We start from the raw sequence: 20777 nt of genomic DNA on the forward strand, positions 1-20777 counted from the left end.
CCGGGTTGATCGCGTTCACGCGGATGCCATCGGGGGCCAGTTCGACTGCCATGGTCTTTGTGGCCGTGATCATCCAGCCTTTGGACGCGTTGTACCAATTGAGCCTTGGCCGCGGGCTGATCCCTGCGGTGGAGGCGACGTTGAGGATGGCACCCGCCTTGCGCGATTTGAAATGTGGTACGAGGGCGCGAGCGGTGAGGTAGACGGACTTGGCGTTCACGGCCAGCACGCGGTCGAAGTCCTCTTCGGTGACGTCCTCAAGCGCTTGGGGCATGTGGGTGATGCCTGCGTTGTTCACAAGGATGTCGAGATGGCCGAACGTGGCAAGCGCCGTGTCGGCCATGGCTTGCACCGACGCGCCGTTGGATACGTCGACCTGAACGGCCTGGCCGCCGATCTCATCCGCAATTGCCTTGGCACCGTCGCCATTGAGGTCGGCCACCAGAACCTGTGCGCCCTCGGCGGCAAAGGCGCGTGCGATGCCTGCACCGAAGCCGCTGGCGGCCCCGGTGACGATCGATGTCTTGCCGTCAAGCTGCATGGTGTCCTCCCTTTTTTGCGCATCTTTGCGGCCGTGCGCTCAAGGTGCAAGTGCGGATGGCTCAGGCGGTGGCCCGGCCCCCCGATTGGTCAAAGCAGAACCCGGTGGTAAAGCTCGCCTCCTCCGAGGCAAGCCAGCAGGCCATGGACGCGATTTCGTCCACCGTGCCGAAGCGGCCCATGGGGATCTTGGACTGCATGAAGTCGATATGCTCTTGCGTCATCTGGTCGAAGATGGCGGTGCGCACGGCGGCGGGTGCAATGGCGTTGCACGTCACGCCCGAGGTTGCGAGTTCCTTGCCCAGCGATTTGGTCAACCCGATCACGCCTGCTTTGGATGCGGAATAGGCGGGGGCGTTTGGATTGCCTTCCTTCCCGGCGATAGAGGCGATGTTGACGATCCGGCCCCACCCCGTGGCCCGCATGATGGGTGCTGCGGCGCGGTTGCAATAGAACACGGCGTTCAGGTTCAGGTCGTGCACCTTGAGCCAGTCATCAACCGGGTAGTCCCACGTGGTTGTATTCGGGCCGGTGATCCCTGCAGAGCATACCAGAATGTCGGGCGCAGCATCCGCCATGGCCCGACTGACGGCGTCCGCATCTGTCACGTCGATCTGGCGGCTGCCCATGTCGAGCGCCGCAAGCGCGTCTGCGTTGATGTCCCACACCTCGACACTGCCGCCTTCGGCCCTGATCCGTGCCGCAATGCCATAGCCGAGCCCGGTGGCACCGCCGGTGATGACCGCCTTGCGGCCCCTAAATCGATCTTCAAAGATCATGTTCTGTCCTTTTTCAGCGGAAGGCGGTGCACATGTCGCAGTTGCCCGTCGCCTCTGCTGGTGGATGTCTCGTGCTCGAAGCCAAGCCGTTCCCAAAAGACACGTGCACGGGGATTGGCGTCAAGCACAGCGATGCGCACACAGTCCGCGGCGTCTTGGCGGGCCTCTTCAATCACGTGTCGTGCCATGCGCTCGCCCAAGCCTGCGCCGCGCGCGGCGGGGTCCAGCAGCAGCAAGCCAAGGTACCAATCCTTTGGTCCGTAGTACCCCTTGAGACAGGTGGCCAGACCGTCGAGCGCACCGCCGGATTGCGCATGGCCCCAGCACCAGATGTGTTCTGGTGGGACCGATGGCGGCGCATCTGTCATCGTCTCTTTGACATACGCCATGTCGGGATCTTTGCCTGTTTCAAGCTGTATGTAGTCCTTTGCGCGCTCACACAGGTCCAGAACGCGCGGCCCATCATCCGGCCAGCGCAGCCGGGTGATCTCAGCCATGATGCGCGGCCACTGTCTTGAGTGTCGAAAAGCCGTAAAGCGCCTCGAACCCTTTTTCGCGGCCATGACCGGACTTGCCCACGCCGCCGAAGGGCAATTCGACCCCACCGCCCGCGCCGTAATTGTTGATGAAGACCTGACCGGCGTGCAGCGCTTTCGCCAGCCGCATTTGGCGCGCCCCATCCCGGGTCCAGACACTGGCAACAAGGCCGTAGTCCGTGCTGTTCGCAATCGTCAGAGCTTCATCCTCGGTGTCGAAAGGGATCAACACCTGCACGGGTCCAAAGATTTCATCGCGCGCCAGAGTGTGGTCTGCGGGTACGTTGTCGAACAGAGTTGGCAGGACGTAAGCGCCTGTGTCGGGCGTATTTTGCAAGGTGCCTTGTGCCGCGATGGTCAGGTCCGCGCCCTTGGCCAGGAACCCTTGGACGATGTCCTTTTGCCGGGTTGAGATCAACGGACCGACGCGTTGATCATCGAGGGCCGGTCCGACTGTCAGGTTGGCATAAGCCTCTGCCATACGGATGCGCACGACGTCATACACCCCACGCTGGACGAGTATACGTGACGATGCTGAACAGGTTTGCCCGGCGTTCTGTATTCCAGCGTTCACAAGAAACGGCAGCGCCGCGTCCAGATCGGCATCATCAAAAACCAGTTGCGGGGACTTGCCGCCCAGTTCCAATGTCACGGGCACTACATTGGCCCCGGCGGCCTGCTGGACCAGCGCCCCTGTGCCGACCGATCCGGTGAAACTGATGTGCTGCACGCCCGGGTGCCCGGCCAGCGCGGCCCCTGCCTCGGCCCCCAATCCGGGGACGACGTTCAATGCGCCATCGGGCAACCCCGCCTCTTGCGCAATATGGGCAAAGGCGAGGGCGGTCAGGCACGCCTCCTCTGCCGGTTTGAGGACACAGGCGTTGCCCATGGCAAGCGCGGCCCCGACACTGCGCCCGATGATCTGCATGGGGTAGTTCCATGGCACGATATGACCGGTCACCCCGTGGGGTTCGCGCAAGGTATAAACGGTGTATCCAGCCAGATAGGGGATCGTTTCGCCGGTGATCTTGTCTGCAGCGCCGCCATAAAACTCCATGTACCGCGCCAGCGCCGTGGCGTCGGCACGCGCCTGGGTTAAAGGTTTGCCCACATCAAGCGCTTCGAGAACGGCGAGGTCTTCGGCGCGCTCCATGACCTTGCGCCCGATCTCGGTCAGGATACGACCCCGCTCGGTCGCCGTCATCCGGCCCCATTCACCGGTCCGGGCAGCATGCGCGGCTTTTACCGCAGCATCTATGTCCTTGGCTTGGCCACGGGCGATCTGCGCCAGAGAGCTGCCATCTGACGGGTTGATCAGGGTCAGTGTGTCGTCAGATCGGGTCAGCGTTCCGCCGATCAGCATGTGCGACGGATCAAACCAGAGCGGTGGTGTCATCTAGTCCCCCTTGCCGGGTGGAAGCCCGAACATGGCGCGCCACTGTGCGGCTGTCATGTTGCGGTGGTAATCTTCGGCCATATCAGGATCGAGGGCCTCGACCAGCACGCGGTCTTCCAACCAGATCTCGACGCATTTAAACGGGCCGCGGTTGCAGACACGTGCGGTCCATCCATTTTGCGTGCCGATGTCCAGCAGCTCTTGCTGGGTCAGCGGTGATGTCAGACAGACATGGGATGCCTGCGATGCCGTGTCCTTCGGTCCTTGCACAAAGGCGATCTGATCCGGCCCGCGCTGCACCTGCGTTCCGAGGGGGTATACCTCGATCCCGATCCCGTCATCGGCATGGTCAAAGGCGACAAACGCCCCGGGGCAGGGTGGAAATGGCATCGCGGTTCCGGCCATGATCTGGGCCAATATGCCCGCAATATGTTGTGGGTTCTGGGCATCGATGGAGAGGTGAGCAAGGGTCATTATACTGCCTTGGGCAAAGTGGGGGCGGCGTCAATCAGTTGTCGTGTGTAGGGGTGTCGCGGTTGGGAAAAGACGGTCTCGGTCTCCCCTTCTTCGACGATCGAGCCCTGTCGCATGACCATTACCCGCTCGGTGATCGTGCGTACAACGCTTAGATCGTGGCTGATGAACAGGTAGGTCAGATCGTATTGGTGGCACAGGTCAGCGATGAGGTCGAGGATTTGCGCACGCACGGACACGTCCAGCGCACTGACCGCTTCGTCAAAGATTACCAGTTCGGGGCGGATGATCAGTGCCCGCGCGATGGCAAGTCGCTGGCGTTGCCCGCCCGAGAATTGGTGGGGGTATTTCCGGGCGTCATCTGGCGAAAGGCCCACCGTTGTCAGGGCGTCCGCAATGCGCGCGGCGCGGTCTTTTGGCGGTTCTTCAAGCAGGTGGAACGGCTCGGTGATCAGCCGGTCAACCCGGTGGCGCGGGTTGAAGCTCCCGTAGGGGTCCTGAAACACCACCTGCATCTTGCGTCGCACCGAGAGGTCAGGTTTTCCCGCGTTGAAGACCGGCATGCCGTCCAATGTGATCTGTCCGCCCTGCACAGGTTCGAGCCCGAGGATGGCGCGGGTCAGGGTAGATTTGCCGCATCCGGATTCCCCGACAAGCCCAACCCGTTCGCCACGTTTGATATCGAAGCTGACAGTGTCCACAGCCCGATGTGTCCCCGCGGGGACAAAGAGCGTTGTGCGGGGCAGCTTGTAGTCACGGACCACGTTTTGAACACGTAATAGCGGAGCCTGCTCCGCTGTCGTCGGTAGAGTGACGCGGTGGTCCGATGCCGCAAGCAAGGCCCGGGTGTAGGGGTGCTGAGGGATGGCAAGTAAGGCGGGCGTGTCGCCCGCCTCGACCACCTCTCCGTCCCGCATAACGACAATTCGGTCCGCCATTTCAGCGACCACGGCCAGATCGTGGGTGATCATCAAAAGACCCATGCCATCTTCGGCGGCAAGCCGTTTCAAAAGGGTCAGGATTTGTGCCTGCGTAGTGACATCCAATGCCGTGGTCGGCTCATCCGCAATCAGCAGCTTTGGTCCGCAGGCGATGGCGATGGCGATTACGACGCGCTGGCGCTGCCCGCCTGACAGCTCGTGCGGGTAACGCGACAGCGGGATGTTCTGTAGCCCCACACGGTCGAGAACCGCACGCGCCTGGGTCGAGGGATCAAGGTCAGGCCGGTGCAGGCGCACCGTCTCCGCCACCTGTGCCCCAATGGTCTGCACGGGGTTGAGGGCCGTCATCGGCTCCTGAAAGACCATGCCTGCAAGATCGCCCCGCAGCGTACAAAGCGCGGGCTCATCCAGCGCCAGCATGTCGTGACCGTCGAGGGTTATTTTCCCCGTCGCCTTTGACTGACCGGGAAGCAGCTGCATCACCGCCAGTGCCGTCATCGACTTGCCCGAGCCGCTTTCGCCAGTGACCGCCACGACCTCTCCCGGCGCGAGCGTCAGGGAGACGTCGCGCAAGATTGGCATGCCCGCGATGCTCAGGGACAGATTGGTGATGGTCAGCAGGCTCATACCCGCGACACCCGCAACCGGGGGTCAAGGGCGTCGCGCAAGCCATCGCCCAGCAGGTTCAGCCCGAGCACTGTCAGGATGATCGCGAAGCCCGGCATCAGCGCCATGTGGGGCGCAATGCTGACCAGCGTTTGCGCATCCGCCAGCATGCGGCCCCAACTCGGGGTCGGTGGCTGCGCACCAAGGCCGACATAGGACAAAGCGGCCTCCGCCAGAATACCAAGGCTGAACTGGATCGTGGCCTGCACAATCAGCAGGTTGGCGATGTTGGGCAGGATATGTTCGACGCTGATGCGGGCGGCCCCTTTGCCCGACACGCGGGCTGCAAGAATGAACTCGCGCGCCCAAAGCGGCAGCGCCCCGCCGCGAGTCACACGGGCGAACACGGGGATGTTGAAGATGCCGATGGCGATGATTGCGTTGACAGCACCCGCCCCGAAGACGGCGGTGATCAGGATGGCGATGACGAGGCTTGGGAAGGCAAAGATCAGGTCGTTGCCACGCATGATGACCTCGTCCACCCATCCACCCTGTCGCGCCGCCGCCCAGAGGCCGAGGGGCACGCCGAGCCCGATGCCGATGCCCACAGCCACGCAGGCCACAGCGATGGAGGTCCGCGCCCCCACCATGATCATCGAGAACATGTCGCGCCCGAAATGATCCGTGCCGAACCAGTGCGTGCCGTTTGGTATTTGCAGCTTTTCGGGAATGTTCATCGCGCCGTGATCGAAGGGCGTCCAGACGAACGACATCAACGCCGCAATCACCATCAAGGCCGACAGGGAACCACCAAGGATCAGCGTGCGGTTCATGTGCGTGCCCTCAGCCGTGGGTCGACGGCGGCATAGGCGAGGTCGACCAGAAAATTCACCAAGATCACGGCAAAGACCAGTAGCATCGTCACGCTTTCGACCACGATCAGATCGCGGGCAGAAATGCTTTGGAAGATCAGCCGCCCGAGGCCGGGCAGGTAGAACACCTGTTCGATGATAATGCCGCCCGCCAGCAGGAACGAGAATTGCAGGCCGAGGATGGTCAGTACCGGGATCATCGCGTTGCGCAGACCGTGGCGGCGCAGGGCGGCCCCCCGGCTGAGCCCCTTGGCCCGCGCCGTGCGCATGAAGTCCTCGTCCAGCACATCCAGAAGCGACGACCGCATGACCCGCGCGAGGATCGCGGCCTGGGGCAGGGCAAGGGCAATTGCGGGCAGAGTGAGGGACTTCATCGCGGCAAAAAACCCTTTGTCCCAGCCGGCAAAGCCACCCGCACTGAACCAGCGCAGGTTAATGGCAAAGATCAGCACCAGCATCATGGCAAACCAGAAATTCGGAATCGCGATGCCGATTTGGGTGGCGCCCATAACCCCGACATCCCCAGCCTTGCCCCTGCGGCTGGCCGCAAAGATGCCCGCCGGAAAGGCGATGAGGGTGGACAGCGTCAGGGCATAAAGCGCCAGCGGCAAGGACACCCAGAGCCGGTCCGCGATCATGTCCGTAACTTCCGTGCGATATTGGTACGAGGTGCCGAAATCGCCCTGCATCATACCGCCAACCCAAGACAGATACCGCTGCCATTTCGGCTGATCGAGACCCAATTCGGCACGCAGGGCCGCAAGTGTGTCCTCCTGCGCGTTGATCCCCAGCATGAAGGACGCGGGATCGCCCGGTGCCACTTCGATCACCGCAAAGATCAGCAGCGACGCGATGGCGAGGCTTATCGCCAAGGACAGAAGACGTTTGAGAGTGTAACGCAGCATATGCCTGTGACGTTAGGTGGGGGTGTCGGGACAGGCAAGCACGTCCGTCAGCGCGCCAAGATCGCGGGCCAACGTGGCCATGGCCATACCGCGGATCGTGGCGATGTAGCAGTCTTGCGACCAACCGCAGATTTGCGTCAGGTTTTCCCAATTGCGCACGGACAGGAGCGTCCACAATAGGTCCGTTGCCTGCTCCATGTCGGTGCCTTGGGGCAGGGTGCCATCCTCAGCGAGCGCTTGCACGGCGGCGGCGCACCCTCCGCGCATGTCCTGCATACGGGTATTCCAGGCGGCGGCCGCTTCGGCATCGGTGTCTGTCACGGCCATGATGGCGCGCGCCACGCCGTAGATCTTGGGGATGTAGTTGCCCCACGCCGTGACAAAGGCATCGAGCCGTTCCGCGCCGGACCGTGCCTCTCGACTGGGGGCGAGGGCGGCGTTCACGGCGTTTTGTTCGTCCTGATAGCGCGTGGCGGCAACCAGCAGATCGGTGCGGCTGGGGAAATGCAGATACACGGCTTGCCTGCTGATCCCTGTCGCCCGCGCGATGTCGGACATGGTCGGCAGCTTGGCGTGCGGTTTTTCCAGCAGCGTCAGAGTGGCGTGCAGAATTTTGGTCGGGGTGTCGATTGGATCACTTGACATAATGTCAAGAAGCACATACTTGACACTCTGTCAATTGACACAGTGTCAAGCAAATGATGGAGCCGAACATGAGCAAACGTATTTTCATCTGGGTGGCGCATCCCAAAGCCGGGTCGCTGAACGCCGCCCTTGCCGAACGCTATGCAACGGGTGCACGCACCAAGGGCGCAGAGGTGCGGATCATGCACCTCTCGGAGATGTCGACCGAGGTCGGCTATGACGAAGGCGCAGCACTGTCGCCGGATGTGCAGGCGTGGCAGGACAATATCCGCTGGGCCGATCACGTGATGATCGTGCACCCGTACTGGTGGGGGGCGATGCCCGCGCAGGCCAAGGCGGTGATGGATGCGGGTCTGCAATCCGGATTTGCCTACAAGTACCACGGGCGCGGCATCGGCTGGGACAAGCTGCTGCAGGGGCGCACAGGCGATGCGATCATCACGTCGGACACGCCGCCCATGCTGGACACCGTCCTGTACCGCAGTCCAGGCCGCCGGGTCATGCGCAATCAGGTGATGAAATTTGTAGGTGTGAAGCCGAAAAACGTGGTGCAGCTCGGGTCCGTGAAGCTCGCCAAGCCCGAAAAGATCGCAGGATGGCTGAAACGGGCAGAGCAGATGGGCGCTGCGGCGGCCTGACCCCTCGCCAGCGCGGGCGGGACGGTTATGTATGGCACATGACCCGCCCGTTTTTCATAGGCTCCGAGATCTATCGCGGCTCCTCCTACGGATCGTGGCACCCGTTGCGGGTGCCACGGGTCTCCACGGTGATCGACCTGAGCCGGGCGATGGGGTGGTTGCCGAACGACGTCTATGTGCCAAGCCCGCGCGCCAAGCCGCACGCGCTGACAATCTGGCATACACCGGAGTATCTGTCTGCCCTACACAATGCCGAGACCGCCCAAAGCGTGAGTGCCGAAGTGAAAGCGCGCCATGGCCTCGGCACACCCAACAACCCTGTGTTTGCAGAGATGTATCGCCGCCCCGCCACCGCAGCCGGTGGGTCGTTGCTGGCGGGTGAACTGTTACGGAACGGGGGTATCGTCTACCACCCCGCGGGCGGCACGCATCACGCGATGCCCGACCGCGCCGGGGGCTTCTGCTATCTCAACGATCCGGTATTGGCGATCCTCGCCCTGCAACGCAACGGCGCACAGCGTGTGGCCTATATCGACATTGACGCGCATCATCCCGACGGGGTCGAGGTCGCTTTTGCCGATGACTCCGATGTGCTTATGATCTCTGTGCACGAGGATGGATTGTGGCCCCGCACCGGCGGGCTTGGAGCCACGGACAGTTTGGTGAACGTGCCGGTGCCCCGAAACCTCAACGATGATGAGATGGCCCTGATCCGGGACGACGTGATCCTGCCCCGTGTTGTCGCCTTCAAACCCGATGCCATCGTCCTGCAATGTGGCGCGGACGGGGTCGAGGAAGACCCCCAAGCGCATCTGTCCCTGTCCAACAACGCGCATTGGGACATCGTGCGCGCTCTGATCGGCATGGCCCCGCGCCTTCTGGTGTTGGGCGGTGGCGGTTACAATCCGTGGTCTGTCGGACGTCTGTGGACAGGTGTTTGGGCGACGCTGAATGGGCACGACATCCCGGACCGGGTCAGCACCGAGGCTGAAGACGTACTGCGCGCCCTGCGCTTCGACGGAAACAGACGGGGCAAGAACCCACCCGAACACTGGTTCACCACACTACAAGACAAACCCCGTACCGGCCCCATCCGGGACGAGATACGGGATATCTTGAACCGTCTCTGATCCCCTTCATTTTGCCAGATAAACTCCGGGGGGAGGCGCAGCCGGGGGGCTGGCCCCCTTCCGCCCTATCCGCCGTAATCCGCGTCACTGACCTGTTCAAGCCACGTGGCCGCTGACCCATCAACTGCCTCTTGCATCGCAATATGGGTCATGGCCATGTGCGGCGCTGCCCCGTGCCAATGCTCCACGTCCGCAGGTATCCAAACCGTATCGCCGGGATGGATGGCCTTCGGCGCTTCGCCCCGCAGACAGATCAGCCCGGCCCCTTGGGTCACATGCAGCGTTTGGCCCAGAGGATGCGTGTGCCACGCGGTCCGTGCACCTGGCGCGAAATGTACCGTCAGGGCGTGCAGCCGCGCCGGGGCCTCGGCCGAAATGATCGGATCCTGCCAGACCTCGCCCGTGAAATAGTCCGGATTGGCGCGTTGGCTGGGGCGACTGCCCGCTTTGTGGATGATCATTCGGACCAGCTCACGCCCGTGAGGTCAGTCGCTTGGGTGGGTGCGTTGGTCCAAAGCCCCTGCACCTCGGCCTTGGCCACGGACAGCTGTGCCAGTTGGAACAGGTAGCCGTTGACCGCGTCGTTGGCGATCATCTCCTGCGCCTTCGCCATCAGGTTGGTGCGTGTGTCCGGGTCCGTGGTGCTGTTGAGCGTCGTGATCAGCTCCTGAAACGCGGGATTGTCGTATTGGAAGTAGTAGTCGGGGTTTGCATAGATGCCGATGTCCATCGGTTCGGTGTGGGACACGATGGTCAGGCCGAAATTCTTGCCCCGGAACACGGTTTCGAGCCATTGCGCCCATTCGACATTGATGATCTCGGCCTCAATCCCGACCTCGGCCAGTTGGGCGGCGATGATCTCGCCCCCGCGGCGGGCGTAGGACGGGGGCGGCAGGTGCAGTGTGGTGGGGAAGCCATTTTCCATGCCAGCTTCGGACAGCAGGGCGCGCGCCTTGTCCGGGTCGTAGGCAGAGCCGCCGGTGAAATCGACATAGGCCGGGTTGTGGGGCGCGAAATGTGTGCCGATGGGCGTGCCGTAGCCGAACATCGCGCCGTCGATGATCGCTTGGCGGTCGATGGCGTGGGCCACCGCTTGTCGGACGCGCAGATCGTCAAAGGGCGGTTGGGCATTGTTGGTGGACAGGATCGTCTCGCCCTCGGTCGAGCCGACGAGTACTTGAAAGCGTGGGTCCGCTTCGAATTGCGGCAGGTTTTCCGGGGCGGGGAAGCCCGAGAATACGTCCACATCCTCGGCCATCACGGCAGCAAAGGCGGCAGTGGGGTCAGAGATGAATTTGAATGTCGCTTGCGTCAAAGCGGGCGCGTCGCCCCAGTAGCCATCATATTGGCTGATCTGAATGCTGTCGCCTTGGGTCCAGCTGTCGAATTTGAACGGGCCAGTACCGATGGGCTGCTGCTTGATGTTCTCTATGCTCTCAGGGGCAACGATCACCGCATCGCCCCAGGCGAGGTTGAAGAGCAGGTTGCCGTTTGGCTCGCTCAGCGTCATGCGCACGGTCTGGGGGTCCACAACTTCGACGCCGCTGATCGCGGCATAGAGCGCTTTTTGTGCATTGGCGCTGTCTTCGGCCAGAATGCGATCAAAGGTGAACTTCACGTCTTCGGCGTCCATGGACGTGCCGTCGTGGAAGGTCACACCGTCGCGCAGGGTGAACGTGTAGGTCAGCCCGTCATCCGAAATTTCCCAGCTTGCTGCCAGCCCGGGCACAACCGATCCATCGCCCATGAAGCGCGTCAGACCCTCGAACACATTGGAATAAAGCACCGAGTCAATGGCGCCTGCCGCGGCCGAGGTTGGATCAAGATGCGGCGGTTCCAGCTGCAAGGCGACGGTGATGTCCGTCTTGGCCCACAGGCCTGTGGTGCTGAGCGCGAGTACGGCGCTGGTCATCGTCAGTCGGTTGAACATGGTCGTCTCCCCATCGGTGCGGTTTGTCACAGCTTTCCCGCAAACGTGACGTCGCGCAAGGGTGGCTTCGCTTTTGTCTGGTAGCGCAGTGGGCGCTTGCTTGTTATGCCTCGCCGCGAAACGATCAGCGAAAGGCTACGCCCATGAGCGCCACCGCCCGCAAATCCGCCCCGTTGCCCGATGATATCCGGGCCATGAAAGGCGGGACACCCATTGTCAGCCTCACCGCCTATACGACGCCCATGGCGCAGATGATGGACCGGCATTGCGACTTTGTTCTGGTGGGTGACAGCGTGGGCATGGTGCTGCATGGGCTGCCGTCGACCTTGGGCGTGACCATGGACATGATGATCATGCACGGGCGGGCCGTGGCGCGGGGACTGTCGAAGGCCATGATGGTGATCGACATGCCTTTCGGGTCTTACGAAGAAGGCCCCGAACAGGCGTTCCGCAACGCGGCCCGGCTGATGGCCAAGACAGGTGCCGGGGCAGTAAAGCTGGAAGGTGGTGTGAGCATGTCCGACACTATCGCATTCCTCGTGGCGCGGGGCATTCCGGTCATGGCGCATGTCGGCCTGACACCGCAATCCATCAACACGCTTGGGGGCTACAAGGTGCAGGGCCGGGGCGAGGCTGCGTCGAACCTGATCGCGGACGCGAAGGCAGTGGCGTCAGCGGGGGCCTTTGCCATTGTGCTTGAGAAGGTGCCCGAGACCCTCGCCAATGACATCACGCAATCCATTCGCATTCCGACCATCGGGATCGGGGCCTCGGCTGGTTGCGATGGTCAGATATTGGTCGTCGATGACATGTTGGGCCTGTTCACGGCGTTCAAGGCGAAGTTCGTGAAACGCTATGCCGAACTGGGCGCGGATGGCGAAGCCGCTATTGCAGCCTATGCCGAAGATGTCCGCGCGCGCCGGTTCCCGGGGCCGGAGCATGTGTTTGGCGACGAAGCCCCCGAGGCCCAAACATGACCGCACCGATTGTGCGAAACCTGGCTGACCTGCGCGAGATGACCCGGGTCTGGCAGCGGGCGGGTGAAACGATTGGCGTCGTGCCAACGATGGGCGCGCTGCATGACGGACATCTGAGCCTTGTCGCGCGGGCCAAGGAGATGAGCGCGCGTGTCATCGTGACCATTTTTGTAAACCCCAAGCAGTTCAACAACCCCGAGGATCTGGAGAACTATCCCCGCACAGAGCATGAGGATGCACGCAAACTGGAACGGTTTGATGTCGATGCGATCTATGTCCCTGATGGGCCGCAGATGTACCCGGATGGCTTTGCCACGAATATCAGTGTGGCGGGTCTTACAGACGTCCTGTGCGGGGCGCACCGGGCCGGACACTTTGACGGCGTGGCAACCGTGGTGACCAAACTGTTCACCCAGACGTCGGCCGATCTGGCGTTCTTTGGCGAGAAGGATTTTCAGCAATTGCAGGTGGTGCGGCGTCTGGCGCGCGACCTGGATCTGGGCGTTGAGGTCGTCGGCTGTCCGACGATCCGTGAAATTGACGGTTTGGCTATGTCCTCGCGCAACCTGCTGCTGTCTGATCAGGCGCGCAGCCGGGCGGCGGCACTGAATGAGGTTATGGAAGAGATGGCCGAGGCTTTGGGGCAGGGGGCAACGATTGGTGACCTGTTGCCCGAGGCAAAGACCCGCCTGACAGCGGCAGGGTTCAGCGACATTGATTATCTGGAAATGCGGACAAATGACACGCTGACGCAGGTGGAAAAAGCAACAAAACCCGCCCGCCTGTTTGCCGCCGCCTATATGGCGGGGGTGCGTCTGATCGACAACATCGACGTGCCGCTAGCGCGGTAGCAGCAGGGTTTCCAGCGCCTTGCCCATCACCTTGGCGCTGTCGAGCATATCGGTGATGCCCACCCATTCGTCGGGCTTGTGCGCCAGTTCCAATTCACCGGGACCATAGGCAATGCAATTGCGCAGCTTGCCGATACGGTCGATGTGCTTCTGATCATATGAGCCGGGGGAGGCGACATAGGTCGGCTCCACCCCCAACACGCTTTCAATGGCGGCGTGCACGGTTTCCACAACGGGCGCCGATCTGTCCGTCATCGACGGCAGCACCACATTCAACTCCCGCATTTCGTATTCAAACCGGTCGCGGGAGGCTTTGAGCCCTTCGAGCAGCTCAACCACTTCGCCGCGCACCTGCTCCACATTCTCTTCCACGAGAAACCGCCGGTCGATCACGATGCGGCAGCTGTCAGGCACGCAATGGGCGGGCAACCCATCGTAACCCTCGGCCTGTTCCGGCTGACCGCCGTGGATGGAGTTAATATTCATGGTGGATTGTCGCGCGCCGTCGGGCACCACGGGCATATCCGTATACCGCTTGGACATGGCCGGGTAGAGGTCGCTTTCGAACTTGTCCAGAACCGCCCCCATATGGCGCACGGCGCAATCGCCCAAGAAGGGCATGGAGCCGTGGGCAATCTCACCCTTCGTTTCGATCTCTGCCCACCAGCCGCCACGATGGCCAAGGCAAATGCGATCCTTGTTCAGGGGTTCGGGGATGATGACATGCTGGACGCGGTCCGGGTCAAAGAACCCCTGTTCCGCAAGGTAGGCCACACCGCCATACCCGCCTGACTCTTCATCTGCGGTGGCGCTGATCTCGATCGCGCCCATGAAGTCGGGGTGTTCTTCGATAAAGGCTTCGGCGGCGATGATTGACGCGGCCAGGCCCCCCTTCATGTCGCAGGCGCCGCGACCATAAACCTTGTCGTCTTCCACGTCGGCCCCGAACGGATCGCGGGTCCAGCCGTGGCCCACTTCGACCACATCGTGGTGGCTGTTGAAATGCACGCACTCGCCCGGGGATTTCCCCTCGCGCCGCGCCACGACGTTCCAGCGCGGGTAGGTGTCGCTGTCGCCCGGTGTGCCATGGGCGCGGACCATCTGGACGTCGAAGCCGTGCGCCTTCAGCCGGTCACCGACCAAAGCGCAGACATCATGATAGTGCCGCCCCGGCGGGTTCAGCGTCGGAATACGGATGAGGTTCTGGGTCAGCGCGATCAGCGCGTCGCGGTGGCCGTCAATGCAGGATCCAAGTGTCATGTGCGCAGTGTTGGCCCCTGCGCGTCCATTGGCAAGGGACGGCCTGCGTGATCCCGACCCTTCGGGAATGATTTTTTGAGCCAAAGAAGGTCTAGAGCTTACCAAGTGGGACCTTGAGCGCCATGTCGCCCGCATCATCACGGGGGATTTCGCCTGCGCGCATGTTCACCTGCAAGGCCGGTATGATCAGGCTGGGCATGGCAAGTTGCTTGTCGCGTTCGGTGCGGAATTTGATGAAATCCTCGCGCGTTTTGTCACCGCCAACGTGGATATTGTTCGCCCTCTCTTCGGCCACGGTGGTTTCCCATGCAATGGCCCGACCACCGGGGCCATAATCGTGGCAGATAAACAGGCGCATATCGTCGGGCAGGGACAGCACGCGCATGATGCTGTCATAAAGTTCGCCCGCATCACCGCCCGGAAAATCAGCGCGGGCCGACCCGCCATCGGGCATGAACAACGTATCGCCGACAAAGGCGGCATCACCCATTACATGCACCATGCAAGCCGGCGTGTGGCCGGGTGTGTGCATGGCAAAGCAGGTCATCCCGCCCACGTCGTAGGCATCCCCATCTTCGAACAACGCATCGAACTGCGAGCCATCGCGCTGAAATTCTGTCCCCTCGTTGAACACTTTGCCGAAGGTGTCCTGAACTTCCGTGATTTTGGCCCCGATACCGATCTTGCCGCCCAAAGCCTGCTGGATGTAAGGCGCGCCGGACAGATGATCGGCGTGGACATGGGTTTCGATGATCCAGTCCAGACGCAGGTCATGCGCACGGATGTGGGCGATCATCTTGTCAGCCCCGTCGAAGTTCAGCGCCCCAGCGGCATAGTCGATGTCCATCACGGCGTCGATCACGGCACAGGCCGGTCCATCCGGTTCCTGCACGACATAGGATATCGTGTTGGACCGTTCATCAAAGAATGGCGTGACGGCGGGATGGCAATTCATATCCGGGGTCATGTCTTGTCCTCCTTCTCGACCGGGCCGCCCTGCGCTTCCCAGGTTGAAAACCCTTCACGCAGGTGGGCCGCATCAAATCCCATATCCTGCAATGTGGCTACGGTCAGGGCCGACCGCCAGCCCGAGGCACAGTGAAACAGAAAGGTCTTGTCAGGCTGCCCAAACACTTCCTTGTAATAGGGACTGTCGGGATCGACCCAAAATTCGATCATACCGCGCGGGGCATGTACCGATCCGGGGATGTAGCCGCTGCGCTGCCGTTCGCGGACATCGCGAACGTCCACAATGACGACATCAGGATTCTCTACCATCTTGATTGCATCAGCCGTTTCGACTTCGCGAATGCGGGCGCGGGCATCAGCGACCATCTGGGCCGCAGTGGTTGTCAGTGCCATTGGTGTTTCCTTCCCTTTGGCAGAGTGTGCCAGCGGGTTTGGTTCACGACAAGACAGTGAATGTCATGCAGCCGAAACCATATGCGCACCCGGGTTCAAATATGGCCCACCCGGCGGTCCACGCCGTTTTCCGCCGGGGTATGGAGTTCCTGACTTGGTGGATTTGCAACTGCAGCATACTTTGTACGTACCAAGACAAGGACATCGCGGTATTTTCCGCGGTCCTGATATTTGAACGACCCATTTCAAGACTCTCGGGCCCGTTTTTGGGGCTCTGATTATACGCATTTTGACATCAAAATTTGTTTTCTCGCAGGAGATTAAAATGGAACGTCACGTTCACATGGCGCGGTTTGCCACCGCGCTGCCCATCCTTTTATTGCTTACCCAACGGGCCAGCGGACACGAAGCGTGGTTGCTGACGCCAACTGAAATAGAGGACCTGTCCAGCGCCGCAATTCCATCGCTGTTTCGCAGCCAAATATGGCTGGGGCTCGCTGCCGCGATTGCATTTGCGGTGACCCTCGTCGCACTGCGGCTTGAGCCATTTATCGCAATCGCCGAGAAACGGTTTATTGCACCTTTCTGGAAGAAGTACGGCGACATCGGTCCGCTTGTCCTTCGCCTTGGGTTGGCGACAATGCTGCTGCTTGGCGCGTCTGGTGGCTTGCCCCGCCACGGGACATCTGCATGGTCCGTATCCACGTTCCTTGTCCCCGATATGCAATTGGTCAATGTCACGGGTGCCGACACGCTGATCGTCGTGCAATTTGCACTTGGTGTGTTGCTTGTTGCTGGCCTGTTCACCCGCGCCTGCGGCATTGCCCTCGTGGCACTTTCATTGGTTGGGCCAGTGATCTTCGGACCTGTGTTCTGGTCCTACAGCCCACATTTCGCAGCGCCGGGTCTTATCCTGATCGCATTGGGCGCCGGCCGCTTTTCCTGTGATGCTGTTTTCAATCTCGATTCCGCGGACCGGCTTGTGGCCCCTTATCGTCAAATCCTGTGGCGCATGTCGCATATCCTGATCGGTGCCGGGTTGATCTATCTGGGGCTGGCGTTCAAGCTGATGCAACCGACCCTGCTGATCGCGATCCTTGAACATGGGGACATGCCGACATTCGGTGTTCCGATGCCGATCATCGCCTTGGTCATGACCGGGGTGGAGATCCTGTGCGGGGCGCTTTTGATCGCCGGACGTCTGGTGCGCCCTGTCGCGCTTGCGATCCTCGGTGCCATCACATTTCTGGCCATTGTTCTCGGAGAGACACCGCTGTTTCACGCCAATCTGTACGGTGCGCTGTTCTGCATTGTCCTTGCGGGTCGCTGCATTCCGATCGCGCACGGGGTCACGCGGTTCCAGTCGGTGAGGGCGGTCTGATGTTACGCAACCTACTGTCCAGAACAAGCATCGTTCCATGTTTCATAGCGCTCTTGCTCGGAACTCTCGTGGTCGCTGCACCCATCGTCAACGCAAAGGGAAGACCGCCACGCACGGTCTTCCTTATCCTGCCAGACGCCGTCACGCCGCCCACCGTCAACGTGCAGGCCGAAGCCATCGGGGGTGGCCACTACCACCTCTACCTCGAGACAGAGGCGTTCATGTTCACCGAGGTCTGTGTTGCCGAGGCGGAGGCTGTGCCCATCGGTCATGCGCATATCCACGTGAATGGAAAGAAAGTGGCGTCTGCGTTTTTCCCGGTCATCAACATTGGCCCACTGGACGCCGGCACGCATGTCATTGACGTTGTGTTGCGCGGGCAGGATCATCGGCCAATTGTCGGACGCGATGGCCTCGCGCAGGGGCTTGTTCACATCACGGTGCCGGTTGGGCCTGCATGAAAAACGCTACTGGCGAGTAGTCATCATACGCTCGCCAGTACATCAAAGTTTTCTGTATAATCATCGTTATGTGAAGTAAGCCTACACCTAGACCGCCTGCGTCGCGGCGACGGCGCGTTGCCAGCGGGCGTAGCCTGTCTCTCGATCTGCTTCCGACATTTTGGGATCAAACCGTGCTTCCCGCGCCCATGTTTCGGCAAAGCCATCCATATCCGGGTAGATACCTGCGCGCATCCCGGCAAGCCATGCGGCGCCAAGCGCCGTTGTCTCCACTCCGGCAGGCCGGTCGACAGGTGCGCCCAGCATGTCTGACAGGAACTGCATCGCCCAGTCATTCGCGCTGAGACCCCCGTCGACACGCAGAACCGCGTCACCTGCATCCGGCCAATCTGCACGCATCGCTTCCCACAAATCGCGGGTCTGAAATCCGATGCTTTCGAGGGCGGCGCGCGCCATGTCGGCTGGACCTGTGTTGCGCGTCAGCCCAAAGGTCGCCCCGCGGCAATCCGGGTTCCAGTACGGCGCGCCAAGGCCCGTGAATGCAGGCACCAAAGTCACCTCACCGCTGCCTTGCTCGGCCAACGCCTGCGTTTCACCCGCCGTCTTGATGACGCCCAGACCATCGCGCAGCCACTGAACAACAGCACCAGCAATGAAAATCGACCCCTCAAGGGCGTATGTCGGCTTTCCATCCAACTGGTAGGCCACGGTCGTCAACAATCGGTTGTTGGATGTGACCGGCGCGTCGCCCGTGTTGAGCAGCGCAAAACAACCCGTGCCATAGGTTGATTTCAGCATTCCGGGCTGGAAACAGGCCTGACCGATGGTGGCGGCCTGTTGGTCGCCAGCCACGCCATAGATCGGCGTGTCGCCGCCCAGACGGTCAGTCACCCCAAAGTCGGACGCGCAGTCCCGCACCTCGGGCAACATCTCCATCGGAATGTCGAGCATCTCGCACATCTCGGGGCTCCAGGCCCCTTTGTGGATGTCATAGAGCATGGTCCGCGCCGCATTTGTGGCGTCCGTCACATGGGACGCACGGTCGGTCATGTTCCAGATCAGGAAACTGTCGACCGTACCGAACAGCAGCTTGCCAGCGCGGGCGCGATCGCGAGACCCTTCGTGCTGGTCAAGAATCCACTTCACCTTGGTCGCGCTGAAGTAAGGATCAAGCAGCAAGCCGGTGATCGCCGTCACCTGATCCCCATGCCCTGCGGCCCGCAATTCTTCACACATCTGCGCGGTGCGGCGGTCCTGCCAGACAATCGCGTTGTGCAGCGGCTCACCCGTCTCCGCATCCCAGATCACGGTTGTTTCGCGCTGGTTCGTGATACCAATTGCGGCGATGTCACTGCCCCCAAGACCCGTCTTTTCCATCACGGCCTTGCAGGTGGATTTCACCGTATCCAGCAAGTCCTGCGGTTCATGTTCGACCCAACCGCTGTTCGGAAAATGCTGCGTGAACTCCTCTTGCGCGGAGGCGACGGGGCGCATGTCACCGTCAAAGATGATCGCACGCGAAGACGTGGTGCCCTGATCAATGGCAAGAATATGGGTCATGCGGCGTTTTCCTTCATCCAGTCGTCCACGGCGGTCCGCTCATCTTCGCTCAGGCGCAAACCCAGTTTGGTCCGCCGCCACAGCGCATCATCCCCGGCCACCGCATATTCGCGGGCCATCATCCATTTCAGTTCTGCGCCCGTCAATGTGGCCCCAAAGTCCGGGCCAAGGTCATCTGGGGACTTCGCATCGCCCAGCACATCCCACGCCTCCGTGCCGTACGCCCGGATCAGGCGGCCAGCCCATTTCTGGTCCAGAAATGGATAGTCCCCAGCCAGTTTCGCTGTCAGCGACCCAACCTCAGACACTTTGAAATCCCCACCGGGCAAGGGTACGCCTGCCGTCCACTTCTCACCCAATCCCATCTTGGCCAGCGCCTGTTCGGCCAGCTTGCGATAGGTGGTGATCTTGCCGCCAAAGACGCTCAGCACCGGCGGTCCGTTCTCGTCCAGCGCCAGTACGTAGTCGCGTGTCGCGGCCGTCGCCGAGGACGCCCCGTCGTCATAAAGCGGGCGCACCCCGGAATAGGTCCAGACCACATCGGCGGGCGTCACCGGCTTTTCGAAATACTCCGTTGCGAAGGCGCACAGATAGTCACGCTCTTCATCGGTGATGGCGGGCTTGGTGTCGGCGTCGGTATGCTCTGCATCTGTCGTACCGATCAGGGTAAAGTCCTGTTCATACGGAATGGCGAAGATGATCCGCCCGTCCGTGCCTTGGAAGAAGTAGCACTTGTCGTGGTCATAAAGCCGCTTGGTCACGATGTGCGAGCCGCGCACCAACCGGATATTGTGCTGCGTGTTCTGGCGCATCACGCCGGTCAGGATGTCTGCGACCCAAGGGCCACCGGCGTTAACCAACGCCTTGGCGCGAAACGTTCCCTTCTCGGTCTCGATCCGCCAGACGTCACCGTCGCGCGTCGCCTCTTTCACCGCGCAGCGGGTCAGGATCGTCGCGCCACGTTGTTCCGCATCCCGCGCGTTCAGCATGACTAGCCGCGAATCCTCGACCCAGGCGTCACTATATTCATAGGCCATCTTGAACCGGTCCTTGAGCGGCTTGCCCTCGGGCGCCGTCCTCAGGTCCAGCGTCTTGGTGCCGGGCAAGATCTCGCGTCCGCCCAGATTGTCGTACAGAAACAGACCCAAGCGTACGAGCCACGCTGGCCGCCGTCCCTTTTCGATCCACGGCATCGTCACCCGTAGCAACCGCGAGGTCGGCGTGTCACTGTCAAACCGCATGTCGGGGGCATACGGCAGGACAAAGCGCATGGGCCAGCTGATGTGCGGCATCGCCTTCAGCAGCACCTCGCGTTCCTTCAGCGCGGATTTCACCAGCCCGAACTCAAAGAATTCCAGATAGCGCAGCCCGCCATGAAACAGCTTGGTCGACGCGGAAGAGGTTGCCCCACCCAGATCCCCCGCCTCGGCCAGCGCCACGCTCAGGCCCCGGCCCGACGCATCACGGGCAATTCCGGCCCCGTTGATACCGCCGCCAATCACAAACAGATCATAGATTTTGTCGTCTGCCATG

Annotated in this window: 22 protein-coding genes; 6 read left to right on the forward strand and 16 right to left on the reverse strand. The window is 61.6% G+C overall.

Annotated features, from left to right (window positions below; all coding sequences use genetic code 11):
- The 9 genes from Q1A32_RS22380 to Q1A32_RS22420 all read right to left on the reverse strand — a co-directional run.
- Positions 1-541 (reverse strand): glucose 1-dehydrogenase (locus Q1A32_RS22380; RefSeq protein ID WP_299657992.1); only part of this gene is annotated, 541 nt, incomplete at its 3' end.
- 61 nt (positions 542-602) lie between these two features.
- Positions 603-1319, reverse strand: a complete 717-nt coding sequence (locus Q1A32_RS22385) for an SDR family NAD(P)-dependent oxidoreductase (protein ID WP_299657993.1) — start codon at positions 1317-1319, stop codon at positions 603-605.
- On the reverse strand, positions 1316-1816 hold the full coding sequence (locus tag Q1A32_RS22390; RefSeq protein WP_299657994.1) for an N-acetyltransferase: 501 nt from the start codon (positions 1814-1816) through the stop codon (positions 1316-1318). The genes Q1A32_RS22385 and Q1A32_RS22390 overlap by 4 nt, the downstream gene beginning before the upstream one ends.
- Entirely contained in the window at positions 1809-3251 is a 1443-nt protein-coding gene (locus Q1A32_RS22395) for an aldehyde dehydrogenase family protein (RefSeq protein ID WP_299657995.1), read from the reverse strand. The genes Q1A32_RS22390 and Q1A32_RS22395 overlap by 8 nt, the downstream gene beginning before the upstream one ends.
- Positions 3252-3725 carry a hypothetical protein gene (locus Q1A32_RS22400; protein ID WP_299615869.1) on the reverse strand — a complete coding sequence of 158 codons (474 nt, stop codon included), beginning with the start codon at positions 3723-3725 and terminating at the stop codon, positions 3252-3254.
- The gene (locus tag Q1A32_RS22405; RefSeq protein WP_299657996.1) at positions 3725-5293 is read right to left on the reverse strand and encodes an ABC transporter ATP-binding protein; all 1569 of its coding nucleotides are present in this window, start codon (positions 5291-5293) and stop codon (positions 3725-3727) included. The genes Q1A32_RS22400 and Q1A32_RS22405 overlap by 1 nt, the downstream gene beginning before the upstream one ends.
- Positions 5290-6105, reverse strand: a complete 816-nt coding sequence (locus Q1A32_RS22410; protein WP_299657997.1) for an ABC transporter permease — start codon at positions 6103-6105, stop codon at positions 5290-5292. Before Q1A32_RS22410 ends, Q1A32_RS22405 begins: the two co-directional genes overlap by 4 nt.
- Positions 6102-7049 carry an ABC transporter permease gene (locus Q1A32_RS22415; RefSeq protein WP_299657998.1) on the reverse strand — a complete coding sequence of 316 codons (948 nt, stop codon included), beginning with the start codon at positions 7047-7049 and terminating at the stop codon, positions 6102-6104. Before Q1A32_RS22415 ends, Q1A32_RS22410 begins: the two co-directional genes overlap by 4 nt.
- Positions 7050-7061: 12 nt before the next feature.
- Complete coding sequence (locus Q1A32_RS22420; RefSeq protein WP_299657999.1) at positions 7062-7709, reverse strand: TetR/AcrR family transcriptional regulator; 648 nt, start codon at positions 7707-7709, stop codon at positions 7062-7064.
- 53 nt (positions 7710-7762) lie between these two features.
- Here Q1A32_RS22420 and Q1A32_RS22425 point away from each other — a divergent pair, with 53 nt between their 5' ends.
- Positions 7763-8332: an NAD(P)H-dependent oxidoreductase gene (locus Q1A32_RS22425; protein WP_299658000.1), complete on the forward strand. Its 570-nt coding sequence runs from the start codon at positions 7763-7765 to the stop codon at positions 8330-8332.
- A gap of 38 nt (positions 8333-8370) precedes the next feature.
- Positions 8371-9462, forward strand: coding sequence for an acetoin utilization protein AcuC (locus tag Q1A32_RS22430; protein ID WP_299658001.1), 1092 nt, complete (start codon positions 8371-8373; stop codon positions 9460-9462).
- A 65-nt stretch (positions 9463-9527) separates the two neighbouring features.
- On the opposite strand, the gene Q1A32_RS22435 is transcribed toward Q1A32_RS22430, so the two are convergent.
- Positions 9528-9923 carry a cupin domain-containing protein gene (locus Q1A32_RS22435; protein ID WP_299658002.1) on the reverse strand — a complete coding sequence of 132 codons (396 nt, stop codon included), beginning with the start codon at positions 9921-9923 and terminating at the stop codon, positions 9528-9530.
- Positions 9920-11374 (reverse strand): ABC transporter substrate-binding protein, encoded by a 1455-nt coding sequence (locus tag Q1A32_RS22440; protein ID WP_299658063.1) that lies wholly within the window; start codon positions 11372-11374, stop codon positions 9920-9922. The genes Q1A32_RS22435 and Q1A32_RS22440 overlap by 4 nt, the downstream gene beginning before the upstream one ends.
- A 161-nt stretch (positions 11375-11535) precedes the next feature.
- Here Q1A32_RS22440 and panB point away from each other — a divergent pair, with 161 nt between their 5' ends.
- Together panB and panC are read left to right on the forward strand one after the other, a co-directional pair.
- Entirely contained in the window at positions 11536-12369 is an 834-nt protein-coding gene (panB, locus tag Q1A32_RS22445) for a 3-methyl-2-oxobutanoate hydroxymethyltransferase (protein WP_299658003.1), read from the forward strand.
- Positions 12366-13220: a pantoate--beta-alanine ligase gene (gene panC / locus Q1A32_RS22450; protein ID WP_299658004.1), complete on the forward strand. Its 855-nt coding sequence runs from the start codon at positions 12366-12368 to the stop codon at positions 13218-13220. The genes panB and panC overlap by 4 nt, the downstream gene beginning before the upstream one ends.
- Here panC and Q1A32_RS22455 read toward each other — a convergent pair.
- The 3 genes from Q1A32_RS22455 to Q1A32_RS22465 form a co-directional block, all read right to left on the reverse strand.
- On the reverse strand, positions 13209-14480 hold the full coding sequence (locus tag Q1A32_RS22455) for an acetylornithine deacetylase/succinyl-diaminopimelate desuccinylase family protein (protein ID WP_299658005.1): 1272 nt from the start codon (positions 14478-14480) through the stop codon (positions 13209-13211). The two genes, panC and Q1A32_RS22455, sit on opposite strands and share 12 nt — an antisense overlap.
- Positions 14481-14571: 91 nt before the next feature.
- Complete coding sequence (locus Q1A32_RS22460; protein ID WP_299658006.1) at positions 14572-15447, reverse strand: MBL fold metallo-hydrolase; 876 nt, start codon at positions 15445-15447, stop codon at positions 14572-14574.
- Positions 15444-15842: a rhodanese-like domain-containing protein gene (locus tag Q1A32_RS22465; RefSeq protein WP_299658007.1), complete on the reverse strand. Its 399-nt coding sequence runs from the start codon at positions 15840-15842 to the stop codon at positions 15444-15446. Before Q1A32_RS22465 ends, Q1A32_RS22460 begins: the two co-directional genes overlap by 4 nt.
- Before the next feature lie 325 nt (positions 15843-16167).
- On the opposite strand from Q1A32_RS22465, the gene Q1A32_RS22470 reads away from it, so the two are divergent.
- Positions 16168-17223, forward strand: a complete 1056-nt coding sequence (locus tag Q1A32_RS22470) for a hypothetical protein (protein ID WP_299658008.1) — start codon at positions 16168-16170, stop codon at positions 17221-17223.
- Positions 17223-17684 (forward strand): hypothetical protein, encoded by a 462-nt coding sequence (locus Q1A32_RS22475; RefSeq protein ID WP_299658009.1) that lies wholly within the window; start codon positions 17223-17225, stop codon positions 17682-17684. Before Q1A32_RS22470 ends, Q1A32_RS22475 begins: the two co-directional genes overlap by 1 nt.
- 87 nt (positions 17685-17771) lie before the next feature.
- On the opposite strand, the gene glpK is transcribed toward Q1A32_RS22475, so the two are convergent.
- On the reverse strand, positions 17772-19244 hold the full coding sequence (gene glpK, locus Q1A32_RS22480; protein WP_299658010.1) for a glycerol kinase GlpK: 1473 nt from the start codon (positions 19242-19244) through the stop codon (positions 17772-17774).
- Positions 19241-20776 (reverse strand): glycerol-3-phosphate dehydrogenase, encoded by a 1536-nt coding sequence (gene glpD, locus Q1A32_RS22485; protein WP_299658011.1) that lies wholly within the window; start codon positions 20774-20776, stop codon positions 19241-19243. The genes glpK and glpD overlap by 4 nt, the downstream gene beginning before the upstream one ends.
- Position 20777: the final 1 nt, after the last annotated feature.

This window comes from uncultured Tateyamaria sp. (assembly GCF_947503415.1).
In the GTDB taxonomy this organism is placed as follows: Bacteria; Pseudomonadota; Alphaproteobacteria; order Rhodobacterales; family Rhodobacteraceae; genus Tateyamaria.